Raw genomic sequence first — 18758 nt, 5'->3', positions numbered from 1 at the left:
CGGTGAGACTCAGGCCGTGACCCGCTCGCCTCGCACCTCGCGGACCCCGTGGGTCTCGTGGTCCCCGTGGTCTCCGCCCTGCCTCCGCGTGGCCGTGCCGGTGCCGCCGCGAGTCCCGAAGAGCCGGTCGACGGCGAGCGCGCCGGGGCCCGTGAAGACGAGCAGCGCGAAGGACCAGCAGAACAGGGCCGGGGTCTCGCCGCCGTTCTGCATCGGGAAGAGGGACTCCGGCTGGTGGACCGTGAAGTACGCGTACGCCATCGAGCCCGAGGCGAGGAACGCGGCGCTCCGGGTGCCGAGGCCCGCCAGCACCAGGCCGCCGGCGACGAGCTGGATGACGGCCGCGTACCAGCCCGGCCAGGTGCCGGCCGGGACGGTGTTGCCGCCGAGGACGCCGAAGAGCGAGGCGGCGCCGTGGCAGGCGAAGAGCAGGCCGACGACGATGCGGAAGAGGCCGAGGGCGTACGGCTGCGCCTGGCCCAGGCGGTCGGCGAGGCTGATCGCGCCGCTCTTGAGGGTCGGGTCGGTGTTCATGGGGGGACTCCTTCGGCCGGTGGGGACGGAAACCGATGGCCCTAGGTTAGGCAGCCCTCACCAGTACTTGCAAGTTCAACATTCGCCTCGCCGGGGAGCGGGAGCGTGGCTCACTCCCCGGCGGACGGTGCTGACGCAGCCTCAGGAGTCGTACCGTCAGCAGCCGTTGAGTACGGACTGGAGGGCGCTCTTCTCGGCGGAGTCGACGCTGAGGTTCCAGTGGTGCTTCACGTGCACCCAGGCGCGCGCGTACGTGCAGCGGTAGGCGGTCCTGGAGGGCAGCCACTCCGCCGGGTCGAGGTCACCCTTCGCCTGGTTGACGTTGTCCGTCACGGCTATGAGCTGCGGCCGGGTCAGGTCGTTCGCGAAGGCCTGGCGCTGCGAGGTCGTCCAGGAGCTCGCGCCCGAGCGCCAGGCCTCCGAGAGGGCGACGACATGGTCGATGTCCAGGTCGGAGGCGACGGTCCAGGTGGCACCGTCGTACTCCGAGTACCAGCGGCCGCTGACGGAGGCGCAGCTTGAGTCCGTGACGACGTTCACGCCGTCGCGCTTGAGGACGGTCTCGCGGGTGTTGCAGGCGCCGGACTGGGTGATCCAGTGCGGGAACAGATCCCGGCTGTAGCCGGTGGAGGAACCTTCCGCCTTCACGGTGAGGGCCGCCAGGTAGGTGCGGGCGGTGGCGGCGCTCACGGGGGTGGGCATGGCCGCCTGGGCGGCGGGGGCGGTGGCGAGAAGGCCGGTGACGGTGAGGGCGGCGGAGGCGGCGAGGACCGTGAGTCGACGCGCGTAGATCTTGGCTACGGACATGTGAACTCCCTTGAGGTGGGGGGACCTTGGCTGGGCCGTCCCCGCGGGTGCCGGGCGTCGGCCCGGTCATCGTGGCGGCGCGAGGTGTCGACGGGGGGTGCGCCAGGTAACAGAGTGACGACATGGACACGTCACATCAAGGGGTGTGACGTGTCTGATGGAGTGCCAGATTCCGCCGGTGCCGCGCGGTTCGCCGTGCACGACGAGACCCCGGGCCGTTCCCGGCCCGGGGTCTCGTCGTGCGCCGTCGTTGTACTCGTCGCGTTCGTCGTGTGCTCGTCGCGTGCTGGGTGGGTCTCGTCGGGTGTTCGTCGGGAGGGAAGCTCGGTCCCGACGTGCGGGAGTGGGGTCCTACGGAAGGACGGTCAGGAGAATCGATCCGTCGGCCGCCGGCCCGACCCGCAGACGGGTGAGGTCGGCGACGTGCACATCAGGCGCCAGGGCCGCCGCGCGCGGGCCCACGCCCACGACGCGCATGCCGGCGGCGCGGCCGGCCTGGATGCCGGCCTCCGAGTCCTCGAAGACGATGCAGTCCGCGGGGGCGAACCCCAGCTCTGCCGCTCCCTTGAGGAAGCCCTCCGGGTCCGGCTTGCTCGCCCCGACCTGCTCGGCGGTGACCCGGGTCTCCGGCATCGGCAGCGCCGCGGCCGTCATCCTGGCCCGCGCGAGGGGCTCGGTCGCCGAGGTCACCAGGGCGTGAGGCAGCTCCGCGAGCGCGGCCAGGAAGGCGGGGGCGCCGGGGACGGGTACGACGCCGTCGAGGTCGGCGGTCTCCTCGGCGAGCATGACCCGGTTGTCGGCGTAGTTCTGCTCCATGGGCCGGTCCGGCAGGAGGACGGCCATCGTCGCGTACCCCTGGCGGCCGTGGACGACCTGGAGCACGGCGTCCGCGTCGAGGCCCTGCCGCTGCGCCCAGCGCCGCCAGCAGCGCTCGACGACGGCGTCCGAGTTGACGAGGGTGCCGTCCATGTCGAGGAGGAGGGCGCGGGCGGTGAGCGTTGCCGGGGTGGTGGCGGCCATCAGGTCTCCTGGGAGGGTGGCACGGAGAACGAAGCGGTCCCGCCCACCGGTCAGGGTATGCGGGCGGGGCCACTTTGTTCTTCTACGATACAAAACCGAGGGCGGTCTTGGCCAGCCGGTCCGCACGGCGGGACCCGCCCCCTCCCGCCCGCCGCCTCGCGCACCGTCCGCCTCCCGCCTCCCGCCCCGGTCCCGCGACTCAGATGTGGGGGGTGCTCTGCTCCAGGAACCGGCGCGTGTCGGGGCCGTACACGCCCTCCGGGTCGCTCGTGACGTGTACCCAGACCTGGTAGACGGCCACCGCCTCCCGGATGTCCTGGTCGTACTTCCCGTCGATGCGGCCCCGGTAGATCGACACGGCGGTCAGCCGCCGCTGCAGCTCCTTCACCTCCTGGCCGGTGGAGCCGACGCTCAGGGTCGTCACCTCCTCCTCGTCGTCCTTCGGGGGCTCTGCCGGCGGCGCCGTCGTGGCCGGTGCCGTCGTCGGCGGTACGGGCGTCGGTACCGGCGGGGAAGGTGACGCCGGCGGGGCTCCGGCGCCCGTCGTGCCCGCCGAGACGCTGGGCGCCGCGGTGGTGCCGCTCGCGGAGGGGGTGGGCGTCGGCGACGCGGACGTCCGGCGCGGGGTGGGGGAGGGCGAGGTCGGCTCCGGACTCGCGGAGGAAGCGGACGGAGTCGGGGACGGGGCCTCGGACACGGCGAGGTTCAGGGACGCGCTCGTGGTCACCTCGGGTACGGCCGCCCGGTTCTCGGCCTCGTCCCCACCGCCGAGTACGGCCGCCGCCAGGGCCGCCGTGCCCGCCACGGCGGCGGCCGCCACCACCGCGACCGCCATGCCCCGTCGGCGCCCCCGGCCCCGGCCCCTCTCCCGGCCGAGTGGCGGCGGCACGTCGCCGACGCCCCGCAGCAGCAGCGGCATGGTCTCGGAAGGGTCGCCGTCGGGACGGTGACCGCCGTACGCCCCCTCCGCGTACGCGTCCCCCGTGGACGTCCCCGCCGGGTACGACTCTCCCGCGTGCGCCTCTGCCGCGTACGCACCCCCCGCGTACACCTCTCCCGTGTACATCCCCGCCGCGTCCTCCTGGGACTGCAGCGTCACGTACGGCCTGATCCGTAGCGGATCGAAGTCCTCGGCAGCCGCCAGCTCCGCCTGGGCGCAGGCGCAGCCAGGTCTGTGTACACCGCATTCAGGACAGATCTGTCCGGTCATGATGGGTCCCCTCCCCGAGACAACTGCGAGCGATTATGCAGCCCGTCCCCTCCCCGTGGGCGAACAGCCGTGCCCCTCCGGAGGCCATAACCGGACATTCGGACCAGGATGGAGAGGCCGTCCCATGGGCCGTCCGGCGGGACGCCCGACGAGACGCCCGAGGAGACGCCCATGGCCCAGGAGACACGACCCTCCCAGCTCGGCGGCGCCCCCGCGCCCGGGGAAGGGCAGAGCCACCGCACCGTCCTCGTCGCGATCGGCGCGCTCCTGCTCGGCATGCTGCTCGCCGCGCTCGACCAGACCATCGTCTCGACCGCGCTGCCCACCATCGTCAGCGAACTCGGCGGCATGGAACACCTCTCCTGGGTGGTCACCGCCTACATGCTGGCGTCCACGGCCGCGACCCCCCTCTGGGGCAAGCTCGGCGACCAGTACGGGCGCAAGAAGCTCTTCCAGGCCGCCATCGTCCTCTTCCTCATCGGCTCCGCCCTCTGCGGCATCGCCCAGAACATGCCGCAGCTCATCGCCTTCCGCGCCGTCCAGGGCCTCGGCGGCGGCGGCCTCATGGTGCTGTCGATGGCGATCGTCGGCGACCTCGTGTCCCCCCGGGAGCGCGGCAGGTACCAGGGCCTCTTCGGCGCCGTCTTCGGCGCCACCAGCGTCCTCGGCCCCCTGCTCGGCGGGCTCTTCACCGAGCACCTCTCCTGGCGCTGGGTCTTCTACATCAACCTGCCGATCGGCATCGTCGCCCTCTTCGTGATCGCCGCCGTCCTGCACATCCCGAAGCGCCCCACCCGGCACACCATCGACTACCTCGGCACCCTCCTCATCGCCTCCGTCGCCACCTGCCTGGTCCTCGTGGCCTCCCTCGGCGGCACCACATGGGCGTGGGGATCGGCGCGGATCATCGGCCTCGCCGTCCTCGGAGCCGTACTCCTCGTCTGGTTCGTCCGGGTCGAACGGAGGGCGGCCGAGCCCGTCCTCCCCCTCGAACTGTTCAGGATCCGGACCTTCACCCTGGTCTCGGTCATCAGCTTCGTCGTCGGCTTCGCCATGTTCGGCGCCATGACCTACCTGCCGACCTTCCTCCAGGTCGTCCAGGGTGTCACCCCGACCATGTCCGGCGTCCACATGCTGCCGATGGTCGCCGGCATGCTGATCACCTCGACCGCCTCCGGCCAGATCGTCTCCCGCACGGGCCGCTGGAAGGTCTTCCCCATCACCGGCACCGCCCTCACCGGCCTCGGGCTGCTCCTGCTCAACGAGCTCACGGAGACCAGCTCCACCTGGGAGATGAGCGTCTACTTCTTCGTCTTCGGCGCCGGACTCGGCCTCGTCATGCAGGTCCTCGTCCTGGTCGTGCAGAACGCCGTCTCGTACGAAGACCTCGGCGTCGCCACCTCCGGAGCCACCTTCTTCCGCTCCATCGGAGCGTCCTTCGGCGTCGCCGTCTTCGGCACGATCTTCACCAACCGGCTCACCCGCAAACTCGACGACGTGTTCGCCGGAGCAGCCGCCTCCGGCCAGGAGCTGCCACCCGGCGTCGGCCCCGACCGGATCGCCGCCGACCCCCGCACCCTCACCGAACTGCCGGCCGAGCTGCGCCCCTCCGTCCTCCACGCGTACGCCACCTCCATCACCGACGTCTTCCTGTACGCGGCGCCCGTCGTCCTCGTCGCCTTCGTCGTCGCCTGGTTCCTCAAGGAGGACAAGCTGCGGGCCTCGGTCACCGCGCCCGACACCAGCCAGACGCTCGCCTCCAACCCCGTCGAACGCTCCTCGTACGACGAGTGCGCCCGCGCCCTGTCCGTCCTCGGCTCCCGCGAGGGACGCAAGGCGATCTACGAGAAGATCACCGCCCGCGCCGGGCTCGACCTGCTGCCCGCCGCGAGCTGGCTGCTGCTCCGGGTCCGCCGCCACGGAACCGTCGAACCCGCCCGGCTCGCCGAGACCGTGCCCGTACCGCTGCGGGCGATCACGGAGGCGTCCAGGCAGGTCGAGGAACGGCGACTGGTCACGCGGGAGGGGCTGCAGCTGATCCTCACCGAGGAGGGCGTGCAGGCGGCGACGAAGCTGGCCAAGGCGCGGGAGGAGTCCCTCGCCGAACTCCTCGGCGACTGGTGGGGGCCGGACCGGCCCACCGACCTCGTCCAGCTGGTGGAGGAGCTGACGGCGGAACTCTGCGGCTCGGACGGGGAACGCCCCCACGAGCCGGACCCGCCCCGCGACCACCACGCCTGACGGGCGCTGCCGGCAACCTCGTCACCCCGGCGGCACCGGACCGGGCGCCCGCCCCGCAAGGAACGGCGGACCCCACCGGCCGCGCAGGCCGCGCGGGCCGCACCGGCCGCGCGGGCCCCACCAGCCGCACCGGCCCCACCGGCCCTACCGGCCGCGCGGGCCCCACCGGCCCCGGGAATGCGCGGGTCAGAGCTCCTTGCCGTACCAGATGTCCATGTACGGGCCCGTGCAGTACGCCGGGATCTCCGCGTACCCGTGCCGTGTGTACAGGGCGCGGGCCTCGACCAGGTCCAGGCGGGTGTTGAGGACCATCCGGCGCGCGCCGAGCGCACGGGCCGCGTCCTCGAGGCCGTCCATCAGGCGACCGGCGCCGCCCAGGCCCCGGAAGGCGTGGCGCAGGAAGACCCGGGTCAGCTCGGCGCGTTCCCCGTCGAGCAGCAGCACCCCGCCGCAGCCGGCCGCCTTGCCCTCGTACCGCGCGACGAGGAACTGTCCGGTCGGCGGGATGAGCAGCTCGACCCCGTCGTTCGTCAGCCCCTCGTCGATCTCCGCCCCGGTCGCGGGACGCTTCCAGTAGCGGCTTGCGACGTCGTCGTAGTAGTCGCGGCGCAGCGAGGTCGCATCCGGCGTGTCGACGCGCTCGGGGGCAAAGGTCCAGGTCATGCGCGCCATTGTGCGGCGCGCACGACGGGCGGCGCAGCTCAGTTCTTCGGGGACGCCTGCTGGACGACCTCGAACGACCACAGGGTGGACCCGGAGGCGGCGGGCTTCGGCCGCTCGCCGCCACCCTCACCGCCGCCCTGGTGCGCGGCCTTCATGGAACCGTTCATCCAGGCCTGGAAGTCCTCTTCACTGCGCCACCGGGTGTACACCAGGTACTGGTCGGTGCCCTCCACGGGGCGCAGCAGCTCGAACCACTCGAATCCGTCGGAGCCCTCCACGGCCCCGGCCCGCGAGGCGAACCGCTGTTCGAGCACCTCACGCTGCTCGGTCGGCACGGTCAGGACGTTGATCTTTACCACACTAGGCACATGACACCTCTCGGGAAGCACAGGCCGGGCACCGCACCTAGCCTTGATCACGTGCGTGCAGTCTCCTATATCCGCCAGTCAAAACGACGTGAGGACGACTCCCGGGCGTCGCCCATGGCGCAGCACGAACGATGCGCCTCGCTGATCGCTTCGAAGGGGTGGAGCGAGGCGGGCCACTTCGAGGACGTGGGCAAGTCGGGGTGGGACCCGAGCATCCACCGTCCGGGGTTCGAGGAGATGATGACGGCCGTGCGCGGCGGACACGTGGACGCCGTGGTGGTCTTCTCGCTGTCCCGCCTCACGCGCCGCGGGGCGTTGGAAGCCATGCGGATCATCGAGGAACTGGACGCGTACGGCGTGCGGTTGGTGAGTGTCGAAGAGTCGTACCTCGACACGTCCACTCCGGTCGGTGTCGGCATCCTCGCCATCATCGCGGGTCTGGCGCAGCAGGAGTCCGACATGAAGTCGGCCTATGTCTCCGCCAGCAAGGACGCGCTCCGGCGAGCCGGCAGCCACGTGTCCGGCGTCGCCCCGTACGGCTTCGCGACAGAGAGGGCGATCAGCGGCAGGTTGTCCGTCGTCCGACTCGTCCCGGACTCGGTCGAGGCCCCGCACGTCCGTGACATGGCCAAGTGGGCGGCAGAGGGTGCTTCCGCCTCGCGGATCGCCAAGCGACTCAATGAGGAGGGCGTGCCCACGAAGGCGGAGTCCCTGGGGGAGCCGGGGGCCAAGCGTCTCGCCTCGCGCCGTGCGCGCGGAGTCTCGGAGGCCGTGGAGGGCCCTGCGTGGGTGTCGTCCACCGTCCTGCGCATCCTGCGGGATCCGCGCCTCGCGGGGTACGCGATCGAGTGGCAGGGACGGGTGCCGGCGACAAGGGACGCCGACGGCAACCCCGTTTCGGGCAAGACGGGGAAGCGCGTGATCCTGCGTGACGACGAAGGGCAGCCCGTCCGGTCGCACGAAGCGCTGATCTCCACGGAGGAGTGGTGGAAGCTCCAGGACGTGCTGGACGGCCGGACGCGGGTGGTCGTACGAGCGGGCCGACGCGTCCCTACCCTGCTGGCCGGACACGGACTGCTGTTCTGTGACCTCTGCGGTTCGGTGATGGTGACCGACCGGCGGGCCGGGAAGCTCTACTACAAGTGCAACCGGGCCGGGGGAGTCGTCGCGGGCCACGGTGGTCTCGTCATCAGCCAGGACGCGGCGGACGACGAGACCGCTGGGCGGGTGTGGGCGCGTCTTCTGGCCATGGACCCTGACGACCCGGAAGATCTCGAATGGTTGGCCGAGGCGTCACGGCGCTTCGCTCGCCAACAGGACACTGCACAGCGGGACGCAGAATGCCAGGCAGCGCGAGCTGAGTTGGAGCACGTACGGGAGTCCCGCCGCATCCTTCATGTGGACCGGCTTGCCGGCGTCTATGGTGACGAGACCGGTGCGCAGATGTTCAGAGGGGCCATGGCGCGGTTGGCCGCCCATGAGGAGCGGATGGTCGAACGCTTGGCGCGGTTGGAGGCCACCGGCGACCGAACCATCCAGATCCCCGACGAGTGGACGAGGGCGGACGGAGATCCCCTCGGGGAGGGGTCGACATGGGCGGCGTGGGACGTGGAGAAGAAGCGGGAGTTCCTGGCACTCTTCATCGACTCCGTGAGGATCGCCAAGTCCGTGGGCAGGGGCCGGAACGCGAGGACGCGGGACCGTGTGATCGTGCGATGGGCGGAGACGCCAGACACTGCGGACGTCTGAGCCGCCCGGCAGACCTTGTATCGGCCCGTTGCCGTGGACACCCGGCCGCGGGCCGCTCGGCGTTCCCCACCCCCACCGTGCGTCGACCCCCTCCGACGATGCAAGGCGTGCGGAGAAGGGCACGGGCCGACGGTGGAGGCCGACGGCTTCTAAGCTGGCCAGCCGTGGCGGCACCTGCCCTATGGACCTCCAGGTGAGCCGCTTGACCGTTCATCGATCTCGACGATGCTCATGGAGGGCAGGATATGACCCACAGCCCCGCCGACCTCAGGGCCGACGCGGTACGGACCCTCGCCGCTCGCTGGTTGCCCTCCCTGGGGGACGGTGACTTCGTCGTGTCGCCCGCCGGGCTGTGGCTGGCGCTCGGGGCCGTCGCGTCGGGGGCGCGGGGCGCGACCGCCGACGAGTTGAGGGGGCTGCTCGGGGTCGAGGGAGAGGCGGCCGGTGAGGCCGTGACCCGTGTCGGGCGGTGGCTCCGCCAGGAGGGCGGGGTCGCGGTGGCGACCGGGGTGTGGGTCACGGTGCCGGTGCTGGACGCGTTCAAGCGGGGACTGCCCGACGTGGAGTTCGGGCTGCTGCCCGGCGCGGTCCTGTTCGCGCTGCCCGACAGTGTCCTCGGGGCCACGGACGACATCTCCCTCGGGGAGATCCCGGACGCCCGGGAGGAGCTCGACGCCTGGGTGCGGGATGCCACCGGCGGGCGGATCAAGCGGCTGCCGCTCGGACTCGACGGGTCCGAGGACCTGGTCCTGATCAACGCCCTCGCCCTGAAGGCGTCCTGGCTGACCGCCTTCCCCGGGCACCTCACCCGCGACGAGCCCTTCACCGACGCCGACGGCCGCACCACACCCGTACCGACCATGCGGCAGCGCGTTCCGGCCGGGTGGGTCTGGTACGTGGACGGGGTCACCGTCGTCGAACTGCCCTGCGCGGGGGACGGGGGTGTGCGCGTGCGGTTCGTGCTCGGCGACGCGGGGGCCGGGCCCGGCGACGTGGTGCCCGCCGCCTGGGCCGGGCCCGGTGAACGGCAGCCGCTCACCGCCGACGCGGCCGACCTGGCCCTGCCGCGCTTCACCCTCCGGACGAGGACCGACGCGAACGCCCACCTCGCCGCGCTCGGCCTCGCCCGGGCGCTGCGGCCCGGGGCCGACTTCTCGGGACTGTCCGAGGCGGACCTGTTCATCGCCAAGGTCGTGCAGGAGGCGGTGGTCGAGATCGCGGAGGAGGGGGTGGAGGCGGCGGCCGTCACCCAGGTCACGATGACCCGCAGCGCCGCCCGGCCCCGCCGCCAGGTGGTGGAGCCGATCGCCTTCGACCGTCCCTTCGGCGTGGTCGTCCTCGACGGTACGGGCGAGATGCCGCTGTTCGTGGGCTGGCGGGCGAGCGGGCTGCCGGCCGGCTGACGGCACGGGGCCGGTGAGCGGCCGGTCAGCCGACGACGCGGGTCGGCGGGCGAGCGGGCTGCCCGTCAGTTCACGACGCGGGCCAGCAGCAGGCCGTCGTAGCCCTTGGCGCCGACCGTCTGGAGGGCGGTCGCGTCCAGGCGGGGTTCGGCGGCGACGAGGTCGAACAGCTCGCGGGTGCCGGTGATCGCCGGGTCGTCCGGGTGCGGGGTGACGATCGCGCCGCCGCGCACCACGTTGTCGACGATGATCACGGTGCCGGGCCGGGAGAGCCTCAGGGCCCACTCCACGTAGCGCGGGTTGTTCACCTTGTCGGCGTCGATGAAGACCAGGTCGAACGGGCCCGCCCCCTCCGCCTCAAGGCCCGGCAGGCTGTCGAGAGCGGCGCCCGTGCGGACCTCGACGACCGTGTCGAGGCCGGCGCGGGCGATGTTGGCGCGGGCGACGTCCGCGTGGGCGGGGTCGTACTCCAGGCTGATCAGGCGGCCGTCGGCGGGCAGGGCGCGGGCCAGCCAGATCGTGCTGTAGCCGCCGAGGGTGCCGATCTCCAGGATGTTCCGGGCGCCCTGCATCGAGGCGAGCAGATGCAGCAGCTTGCCCTGGTTGGGGGCGACGGCGATCTCGGGCAGGCCTGCCGCCGAGGACTCGGCGAGCGCGGCCGTGAGCACGTCGTCGGCGGGGACGATGGTCTCGGCGAAGTAGGCGTCGACAGCGGTCCACTGAGGGTTCGTCATGTCAGCGAACGTACACCGGTGCCCGCGGCGGGGCGGCGCCGTGCCGCGCGTACGAGCAGGAGCGCCGTGACCACCGCGAGCAGCAGGCCGCCGCCCGCCGTCAGGAGCCACACGGGGATGCCGCCGCCGACGGTGAGCAGCCGGTCGGTGTACTCGACCCGGCGGTACGGGGTGTCGGCGACGACCCGCAGTCGGTGGTCGTCGTCGATCCGGCCCGGGTTCGGGAACTCCTGCTCCAGGGCCGTCAGATGAACCGGCCCCTCCCCGGCGAGCCCGGCGACGGCGCCCTCGGGGCGGTCGATCCGGCCGGCGAAGGTGACCTCCGGGCGGTCGCCGCCGATGGGGGAGCGGGGCTCCATCCGGTGGTCGGCCAGGATGTAGAGCCCGAGGGTCTGGGCGGTCGCCGCGAGGCGGGAGAGCCGCATGGGGTAGACGAGTTCGGGCGAGGCGAAGGTGATGCGCAGGGGCGTCAGCTCGCCCCCGAGGACGGCGTCCTTCTCCTCGGGCGCGAGGCGGACGGCGACGTACTCCCACTTCCGGTCCACGTACGGCTGGAGGGCGCCGGTCAGCCGGTCGGGCAGCTCGAAGCCGTTGCTCCGCAGCCAGTCGCCGAGGGCCTCGGGGTCGGTGGCGGTCAGCCGGGCGACGTCGAAGGGGCCGAGCCGCTCGCGGCCGACGACGCCCACGCCGCCCGTGCCCGGCGCGGGGGCTCCCGCTCCGTCGCCGTGGTCGTGGGCGAACGGCCAGTCGTCCTCGCGCGGCCAGAAGTGGAAGCGGTCGCGCTGTTCGGGCTCGGTGAGCCGTTCGAGCGCGTCGAAGAGTTCCGGGTCGCCGAGGGTCACGGCGGCCCGGCTCGGCACCGGCATGATCCAGGCTGCGCGCCGGGCGTTGCCGTGGACGGCGAAGCGCATGACGACGGTCTCGGTGCGCCCGTCCCAGCGGACGGCGGACTCCTCCCGGTCGACGCCGATCCGCTCGGACCTGGTCGGGATCATGGCGCCGCAGCCGCAGGCGTACGCCGGTGCGACGAGCGAGCCGAGCTGGAGCGCGAGCAGCGCGACGATGGTGGTCAGAATCCTGTGGGTCCCCCGCATGCGGGGTGGGACGTGCCCGGCGGGTCTCCGGTTCCGTACGTACGGCTCATGCCGGGGTGCGCACGGGGTCTCCGGCGGTCGGGGCGGCTGGGGTGACGACCGGGGTCGGAGCCACGGAAACGCCGCAGGCCCCGCCCTCCCTGGACGGGAGGCGGGGCCTTGCGGGGGGCGCGGTGTGCGGCGGGGACTATCAGTACCAGCCGTTGGCCTGCCAGAACGCCCAAGCGGCGTTCGGGGAGCCGTAGCGCTCGTTCATGTAGTCGAGGCCCCACTTGATCTGGGTGGCGGGGTTGGTCTTCCAGTCGGAACCGGCCGAGGACATCTTCGAGGCGGGCAGGGCCTGGACGAGGCCGTAGGCGCCGCTGGAGGAGTTGGTGGCCTTGTGGTTCCAGTGCGACTCGTGCTCGACGATCTTGCTGAACGACGCGTACTGCGAGGCGGGGACGATGTCACGGGCGAGCTCCTGCGGGCTGGCGGCGGAAGCCGAGCCCGTCGTGCCGAGCACCGCACCCGAGGCGCCCAGCAGCACGGCTGCGGTGGCGGCGAGGGACTTGTTGCGGGCGGAGACACGAGTGGTGAGCGAGCGGAACAAGGTTTCGACCTAACGTCGGGGACAAGGGTGTGCGTCAGGCGATTTCGGCAAGCCGGAACCAGAGCCCGGGGGACCCGGGAACTGGGGGGAACCGGCCGTCCGGGGCGCCGTGGTGAACACCGGCTGCCTGGCGACGTCCTCCAGACAAGCAGGGCTGGAACCCCGATGCAACGACCCCCTGTACGAGGCAGGTTCGCAGCCGGGAGGCAGGTCCCGGGGGCTCGGGATGTGCGGTTTCCGCAGGTCATCACCTGTTATGGGCGTTTTGGCCGGGTACCGCCCGGCTACTATTCCGGCTCGTACGTGACGTAGGTCCTGTGGGGCGCCTCACCCGTGGAGGGCTTCTCCGAACCCTCGAATGTGACCTGGGCCTCGAAGTTCGCCCGTCGCGTGGCCCGGCGCAGCGCCTTCAGGAGCGTGCCGCCGATCGTGAGGGTCAGGACGACGGTCAGGACGGCGCGGCCCAGGTCCCAGCCGAGGGAGGTGGCTACCAGGAAGGTGAGGAAACGGGCCAGGTTCGCTGAGGCCGGATCGCCCGGGACGAAGAAGATCCCGCCGGAGCCCCCCGCCCCCTCTCCTCCGCCGCCGCCCCCGCCGCTGAGCGTCACCCAGCCGTAGAGGTTCGTGACCGTGCCGTACGCGAACGCCGCCGCGAAACCGTACGCGGACAGCATCACCAGCTCGGCCCGGCCCCGAAGCGTCCCCCGAGCCTTCGACCCCGCTCGCGCAGGGGGAGTCCCCACCGCCCCCGGCAGGAGCCCGGCCCCCATCGTGAACCAGCCCATCGCGAGCATCTGCGTCGGCATCCAGGGGCCCACGCCCCCCCGTGAGCAGCGCGGACGCGAACATCGTCACCGAACCGAGGACGAAACCGAAACCCGGCCCGAGGACCCGGCCGCTCAGCACCATCAGGAAGAACATCGGCTCCAGCCCGGCCGTCCCCGCGCCCAGCGGCCGCAGGGCCGCGCCGACGGCGGCGAGCACCCCCAGCATCGCCACCGCCTTCGCGTCCATCCCGCAGTCGGCGATCGTGGCGACGACCACCGCGATCAGCAGGGGCAGCAGCGCGGCGAAGAGCCAGGGGGCGTCGGCGGCGTGCGTCGTGACGGCCGAGTCGGCGTCGGCGAACAGGGGCCAGCAGATCGCGATGAGCCCGATCACGGAGACCAGGAGCAGTGCGGTCACGGACCGTGGTCCGAGCCGCACGGGCCGTACGCTCACAGCGCCCCCTCCACCTGCTCGACCGTCAGCCACGGCAGCGGGGCGAGGATCTTCGCCACCTGCGGCGAGAACGCGGGCGAGGAGACGACGACCTCCGCCGTCGGACCGTCCGCGACCACCTCGCCGTCCGCGATGATCACGACCCGGTGCGCCAGCTCGGCCGCCAGCTCCACATCGTGCGTGGCCAGGACGATCGCGTGCCCGTCCGCCGCGAGGGAGCGGAGGTGCGTGACCAGACGGGCCTTCGCCGCGTAGTCCAGACCCCGGGTCGGCTCGTCGAGCAGCAGCAGGGGAGGCCTGCCGGTCAGGACGACGGCCAGCGCCAGGGCCAGCCGCTGCCCCTCGGACAGGTCCCGGGGGTGTGTTCCGTCCGCCACCCCCGGCAGCAGCTCCGACACCAGCGCCCGGCAGGTCCCGGGCGTCGCGCCCGCGTCCGCGTCTGCCGCCGCGCACTCGGCGGCGACGGTGTCCGCGTACAGCAGATCCCTCGGTTCCTGCGGGACCAGGCCGACCTGGCGGATCAGCTCGCGGGGGTCCGTGTCGTACGGGGCGCGGCCGGCGACGCGGACGGTGCCGGAGGTCGGCGCGATCATGCCGACGAGGGTGGCGAGGAGGGTGGACTTGCCGGCGCCGTTGCGGCCCATGAGGGCGAGGGTCTCGCCGGCCTGGACCCGGAGGTCGACCTTGCGGAGAGCCTCGACGCGGCCGCGGCGGACGGCCAGTGCGGTGACGTGGAGGAGGGGGGAGGGGGTGGGGGTGACGGGGCGGGTGCGGCGCCGTGCGAAGAGGGAGAGTCCCCCACCCCGCCCCTTCCCGAAACCGGGGGGCCCCCCCCCCCCCCCCCCCCCCCCAAAACCCCGCGGGCGGGTAAACGTGGGGGGCGCGCCGCCGCCGCCCGGGCGCGCGGGGGCGTGGCCGGGGGCCCTCCCCGGGGGGGTGCGGCGCCGAGCGCTGTGGGAGAGCCCCCCACCCCGCCCCTTCCCGAAACCGGGGGCCCCGCCCCCGGACCCCCGCGCCTCAAACGCCGGCGGGGCTGAAAGCGCGGGGTCCCGCGCCTCGGACGCCGGCGAGGCTGAGAGCGAACGGTCCCGCGCCTCGGACACCGGCGGCGCCGAGGGCGCAGGGTCCCGCCCCTCGATGGTCGGCGGGGCCGAGAGCGCGTGGTCCCGCCCCTCGGGCGCTGCCGAAGCCGGGAGCGCGGGGCTTCGTCCCTCCAGGCGCTCCTTCAGCGCACCTGCCCTCCGCCGGGCGTCCCGGATCGTCAGGGGCAGCGGTTCCCACCCCGCGAGCCGTCCGAGTCCGACCACCGGCGGATGCACCGGCGACACGGCCATCATGTCGGCGGGGGAGCCCATCACGCCCTCCGGCAGCAGCAGCACCTGGTCGGCGTACTGCACCACCCGTTCCAGGCGGTGTTCCGCGAGGAGGACCGTCGTGCCCAGGTCGTGGACCAGGCGCTGGAGGACCGCGAGGACGTCCTCCGCCGCCGAGGGGTCCAGGGCGGACGTGGGCTCGTCGAGGACGAGGACCTTGGGGTGCGGGGTGAGGACGGAGCCGATCGCGACCCGCTGGCGCTGGCCGCCGGAGAGCGTGGCGATGGGGCGGTCGCGGAGTTCGGCGAGCCCGAGGAGGTCGAGGGTCTCCTCGACGCGCCGCCGCATGACGCCCGGCGCGAGACCGAGGGACTCCATGCCGTACGCCAGCTCGTCCTCGACCGTGTCGGTGACGAAGTGCGCCGACGGGTCCTGGCCGACCGTGCCCACCAGGTCCGCGAGCTCGCGCGGCGGATGGGTGCGGGTGTCGCGGCCGTCGACGGTGACCCGGCCCGTCAGGGTGCCGCCCGTGAAGTGCGGGACGAGGCCGGAGACCGTGCCCAGAAGGGTCGACTTGCCGACGCCCGAGGGGCCGACGAGCAGCACCAGCTCGCCCTCGGGGACGGTGAGGTCCAGGCCCCGCAGGGTCGGCTCGGTGTCCTCCTCGTAGGTCACGGTGACGTTCTCGAAGCGGATCACGCGTTCTCCTTGGGAACGGGGGCCACGAACGCGGGCAGCAGGCCCACCAGGATCGACGCGGCGGGCCAGAGCGGGAGTTCGGGGGCCTCCAGGGGGACGACCCCCGGGTGCAGGGCCTCCGGTGCGTACGCGTTCGCCCAGATCATCAGCGCCGCGACCGTCACCCCCGAGCCCGCGACCAGCCAGGCCCGGGGGCCCCAGCGGTCCGGCCGGTAGCGGGTGCGGACGGTCCGGCGCCCGCCGAGCCGCAGCCCGGCCAGGGCCGCGAGCAGCCCGACACCGAGCAGTGGCAGCCCGTACCGCGCGCCCTCCGCCGCGAGCAGCCCGTACGAACCGGCGCAGATCCCGAGGAGCCCGCCCAGGGTCAGCACGTTCGTGGTGCGCCGTACGGAGGCGGGGACCTGGGCCGTCCGCCCGTACCCGCGCGCGTCCATCGAGGCCGCGACGGCGATCGACCGTTCGAGGGCGCCTTCCAGGACCGGCAGGCCGATCTGGAGGATCGCGCGTACACCGCCGGTCGGCCGGCCCCGCAGCCGTCGGGCGGTACGCAGCCGGACCACGTCGGCGACCATGTTCGGCGCGAAGGTCATCGCCACGACGACCGCGACCCCGGCCTCGTACAGCGCCCCCGGCAGCGACTTCAGCAGCCGCGCCGGGTTGGCCAGCGCGTTCGCCGCGCCCACGCAGATCAGCAGGGTCGCCAGCTTGGCCCCGTCGTACACCGCGAACACCAGCTGCTCGGCCGTCACCCGCCCCCCGATCCGTACCCCTTGGGCCCAGTCGGGCAGCGGCACCTCGGGCAGCGTGAACATCACGTGCGTCCCCGGGATGGGGGAGCCGAGCAGCAGCGAGAAGACGACGCGCAGCGCGACGACGAACAGGCCGAGCTTGACGAACGCGCCGTACGAGCGGGCCCACGGCGCGTCCGTACGGCGGGCCGCCACGACGTATCCCGCGACCCCGACGAGCAGACCGAGCAGGAGGGGGTTGGTGGTACGGGAGGCGGCGACGGCCAGGCCGAGCGCCCACAGCCACCACGCACCCGCGTGGAGGGCGTTGGACCGGCTCGCCTCGGGGGCCGTGAACACGCTGAGGCCACGGACCGCACTCATCCGCGGCGGCGGGCCTTCCAGATCGCCGCCCCGCCCAGGGCCAGGACGCCCGCTCCGCCCGCGAGCACGCCGAAGGACGGACCGCCGCCACCCGTTTCCCCGGCGCTCGGATTCGCCGCGGCCGTCGCCGGCGCCGACCCCGGGGCCCGCTCCGCGACCTGTTCGCCGCAGCCCCGCGCCGGGTAGCCGGCGATCCCGCACAGCATGGCCGCGCTGTCGTAGCGCAGCGGCTTCACCACCGCGGCGAGCGCCTCCGCGCCCGTCGCCTCCTCGCGGACCCGCGCGCAGCCGACCTCGACCCGCTTCTGGGGCGGGGCCTCGGCGGGCGGCGCGTCCGCCGGGCCGCCGAAGTCGACGACGACCGCGATCCGCTTGGTGCCGTCCTTCCTCTCCACGCTCCCGCAGATCGTCGCGAAGCCGGGGGCGGCGGAGGGCAGGGAGGTGTCGTCCGTGCCGTCGCTGACCGCGAAGCGGAAGCCGATCGCGTCCCCGTCGGCGGGGCGGGCGGTCGCGGGGCCCTGCGTGGCGTACGCCCACGGTGTGCCGCCGTCGCTCTCCCAGAACGACCAGTAGCGGTAGCCGGCCGCCTGCGCCGGAGCCGCCGCGACCGCGGTCAGGGTGAGCAGCGCCCCGGCCGCGGCGGCCGTGATCCGGGCGGCCGCCGCGCTGGTGGTTCTCACTTCTTGCGGCCGCTGACGAGGAAGCCGATGCCGACGCCGACGACCATGCCGATGCCGATGATCCACCAGACGTCGAAGCCGCGGCCCTCGTCGTCGCTCGTGGTGGAGGAGGCCGAGGTGTCGGGGGTCTCGGGCGCGGGGCCGGTGGCGTTGAGCTGCTCCACCAGGTCCACGGCGCCGAACTCGCGCGGGTCGGTGTCCGTCGCGCGGGCGGCCAGGATCAGCTGCGCGTACGCGGCCGGTCCGCCGTCCTTCGCCCAGGCGGCGGAGTTCTTCTCCAGCCACTCCAGGGCGGGCTTCGCCTCCATCGCGGCGCCGGACGCGGCGAGGGCGACGACGGCGTCGGCGGTGTTGCCGATGTCGGGCTGCGCGGTCGTGTCGGTGGCGCCCGGCATCGGCGGCAGGGTCAGGTGGCCGGTCTTCGCGAGGGCCTTCGCCAGGTAGGAGGCGCCGTTGAGCGCGGCCCGCTCGACCGTCGGCTTCGACAGGTCGTTGCAGACCGGCGGCTGAGCCGGGGACGCCTTGGTGGCGACGATGCTCTTGCCGAGCCCGGCGAGGGTGGCGGCCGCGGTGGCGTCGGCGTTCGCGAGCAGCTTGCCGGTCTTGTCCGGCTGGTACGCGAAGGCGCCCGCACCGGCCTTGTCCGAGCAGGGCAGCGCGAAGGAGAGGAGCGCGTCGTAGGGCGTACGGCCCTCGGCGGAGGTGAACGAGCCGGGCTTCGCCCCGGTCGCGGCGATCGCGCCGACGACGATCGAGGTGGAGTTGGCGTCGCTCGCGCCGCCGGCGCCGTACCCCCAGCCGCCGTCCTCGTTCTGCACGGTGCGCAGCCACTCGGACGCGTTCTTCACGGCCAGGTCGATCTTCTGCGGGTCGGTGGCCTGGCGGCGGACGGCGTGGAGCGCCTGCACGGCGACGGCGGTGGCGTTGGTGTCCCGCATCGTCTTCGCGTCGCAGGCCCTGGTGACGTCCGCGCGGTACGAAGTGAAGGAACCGTCCGCGCACTGCTGGCCCAGGAGCCAGTCCACGGACCGGTCGGCGGGCTGGTAGCCGGTGGAGCGCTGGGCGAGGAAGGCGAGCGACTGGCGCCAGACACCGTCGTACGTTGGGTCCTTCGTGCCGTACAGGCCGGGCGGGATCGTGACGGCCGAGGGTGAGGGCGAGGGGGCGGCGGTCGCTGCTCCGGCTGCTCCCGATCCGAGCAGGACTGCGGCGGCGGCGAGCGCGGCGGCGCCGCGGCGGACGGTGTTCATGGGGCCCTCTCCTGCGGCCGGGCACCGGCACGCCACAGGGGCACCAGGCTCCGGCTCCGTATTCCTCG

The 18758-nt window shown here is 73.3% G+C and carries 16 protein-coding genes and 1 pseudogene; 3 read left to right on the top strand and 14 right to left on the bottom strand.

Features of this window, described 5'->3' with window-relative positions; all coding sequences use genetic code 11:
* Positions 1-9: 9 nt before the first annotated feature.
* From ACFWV2_RS09890 to ACFWV2_RS09875, 4 genes are all read right to left on the bottom strand, one after another.
* Entirely contained in the window at positions 10-534 is a 525-nt protein-coding gene (locus ACFWV2_RS09890) for a DoxX family protein (protein WP_384404381.1), read from the bottom strand.
* Positions 535-690: 156 nt separating this feature from the next.
* Positions 691-1341, bottom strand: a complete 651-nt coding sequence (locus tag ACFWV2_RS09885) for an HNH endonuclease family protein (protein WP_384404379.1) — start codon at positions 1339-1341, stop codon at positions 691-693.
* A gap of 351 nt (positions 1342-1692) precedes the next feature.
* On the bottom strand, positions 1693-2361 hold the full coding sequence (locus tag ACFWV2_RS09880; protein ID WP_384404376.1) for an HAD-IA family hydrolase: 669 nt from the start codon (positions 2359-2361) through the stop codon (positions 1693-1695).
* A gap of 199 nt (positions 2362-2560) precedes the next feature.
* A complete protein-coding gene (locus tag ACFWV2_RS09875) occupies positions 2561-3571 on the bottom strand; it encodes a peptidoglycan-binding protein (RefSeq protein ID WP_384404374.1) in 1011 nt (336 codons plus the stop codon).
* 171 nt (positions 3572-3742) lie between these two features.
* On the opposite strand from ACFWV2_RS09875, the gene ACFWV2_RS09870 reads away from it, so the two are divergent.
* Positions 3743-5812, top strand: a complete 2070-nt coding sequence (locus tag ACFWV2_RS09870; RefSeq protein ID WP_384404372.1) for a DHA2 family efflux MFS transporter permease subunit — start codon at positions 3743-3745, stop codon at positions 5810-5812.
* Positions 5813-5998: 186 nt separating this feature from the next.
* Here the strand turns inward: ACFWV2_RS09870 and ACFWV2_RS09865 are convergent, their stop codons facing one another.
* Together ACFWV2_RS09865 and ACFWV2_RS09860 are read right to left on the bottom strand one after the other, a co-directional pair.
* A complete protein-coding gene (locus ACFWV2_RS09865) occupies positions 5999-6484 on the bottom strand; it encodes a GNAT family N-acetyltransferase (RefSeq protein ID WP_384404370.1) in 486 nt (161 codons plus the stop codon).
* Positions 6485-6513: 29 nt separating this feature from the next.
* The gene (locus ACFWV2_RS09860; RefSeq protein ID WP_384404368.1) at positions 6514-6843 is read right to left on the bottom strand and encodes an antibiotic biosynthesis monooxygenase family protein; all 330 of its coding nucleotides are present in this window, start codon (positions 6841-6843) and stop codon (positions 6514-6516) included.
* On the opposite strand from ACFWV2_RS09860, the gene ACFWV2_RS09855 reads away from it, so the two are divergent.
* Both ACFWV2_RS09855 and ACFWV2_RS09850 read left to right on the top strand, forming a co-directional pair.
* Positions 6844-8592 carry a recombinase family protein gene (locus ACFWV2_RS09855; protein ID WP_384404366.1) on the top strand — a complete coding sequence of 583 codons (1749 nt, stop codon included), beginning with the start codon at positions 6844-6846 and terminating at the stop codon, positions 8590-8592. It begins immediately after the preceding gene.
* A gap of 245 nt (positions 8593-8837) precedes the next feature.
* Positions 8838-9995 carry a serpin family protein gene (locus tag ACFWV2_RS09850; RefSeq protein ID WP_384404364.1) on the top strand — a complete coding sequence of 386 codons (1158 nt, stop codon included), beginning with the start codon at positions 8838-8840 and terminating at the stop codon, positions 9993-9995.
* A 65-nt stretch (positions 9996-10060) separates the two neighbouring features.
* Here ACFWV2_RS09850 and ACFWV2_RS09845 read toward each other — a convergent pair whose 3' ends face one another.
* The 8 genes and pseudogenes from ACFWV2_RS09845 to ACFWV2_RS09810 form a co-directional block, all read right to left on the bottom strand.
* Positions 10061-10729 (bottom strand): O-methyltransferase, encoded by a 669-nt coding sequence (locus ACFWV2_RS09845; RefSeq protein ID WP_384404362.1) that lies wholly within the window; start codon positions 10727-10729, stop codon positions 10061-10063.
* Complete coding sequence (locus tag ACFWV2_RS09840; protein ID WP_384404360.1) at positions 10726-11823, bottom strand: DUF2330 domain-containing protein; 1098 nt, start codon at positions 11821-11823, stop codon at positions 10726-10728. Before ACFWV2_RS09840 ends, ACFWV2_RS09845 begins: the two co-directional genes overlap by 4 nt.
* 190 nt (positions 11824-12013) lie before the next feature.
* Positions 12014-12415 (bottom strand): transglycosylase SLT domain-containing protein, encoded by a 402-nt coding sequence (locus ACFWV2_RS09835; RefSeq protein ID WP_360783704.1) that lies wholly within the window; start codon positions 12413-12415, stop codon positions 12014-12016.
* Between the two features lie 287 nt (positions 12416-12702).
* Positions 12703-13636: pseudogene (locus ACFWV2_RS09830) on the bottom strand (ECF transporter S component).
* Positions 13633-15648, bottom strand: coding sequence for an ATP-binding cassette domain-containing protein (locus tag ACFWV2_RS09825; protein ID WP_384404358.1), 2016 nt, complete (start codon positions 15646-15648; stop codon positions 13633-13635). Before ACFWV2_RS09825 ends, ACFWV2_RS09830 begins: the two are co-directional and overlap by 4 nt.
* Positions 15645-16760: an energy-coupling factor transporter transmembrane component T gene (locus ACFWV2_RS09820; RefSeq protein WP_384404356.1), complete on the bottom strand. Its 1116-nt coding sequence runs from the start codon at positions 16758-16760 to the stop codon at positions 15645-15647. Before ACFWV2_RS09820 ends, ACFWV2_RS09825 begins: the two co-directional genes overlap by 4 nt.
* Positions 16757-17440 (bottom strand): SCO2322 family protein, encoded by a 684-nt coding sequence (locus ACFWV2_RS09815; protein WP_384404354.1) that lies wholly within the window; start codon positions 17438-17440, stop codon positions 16757-16759. The genes ACFWV2_RS09820 and ACFWV2_RS09815 overlap by 4 nt, the downstream gene beginning before the upstream one ends.
* Entirely contained in the window at positions 17437-18690 is a 1254-nt protein-coding gene (locus ACFWV2_RS09810; protein ID WP_384404352.1) for a prenyltransferase/squalene oxidase repeat-containing protein, read from the bottom strand. The genes ACFWV2_RS09815 and ACFWV2_RS09810 overlap by 4 nt, the downstream gene beginning before the upstream one ends.
* Positions 18691-18758 lie beyond the last annotated feature (68 nt).

The organism is Streptomyces sp. NPDC058671 (genome assembly GCF_042716475.1).
Taxonomy (GTDB): Bacteria; Actinomycetota; Actinomycetes; order Streptomycetales; family Streptomycetaceae; genus Streptomyces.
The sequence above is the reverse complement of the archived record's forward strand: the minus strand, read 5'-3'. Positions and strand labels throughout refer to the sequence as shown.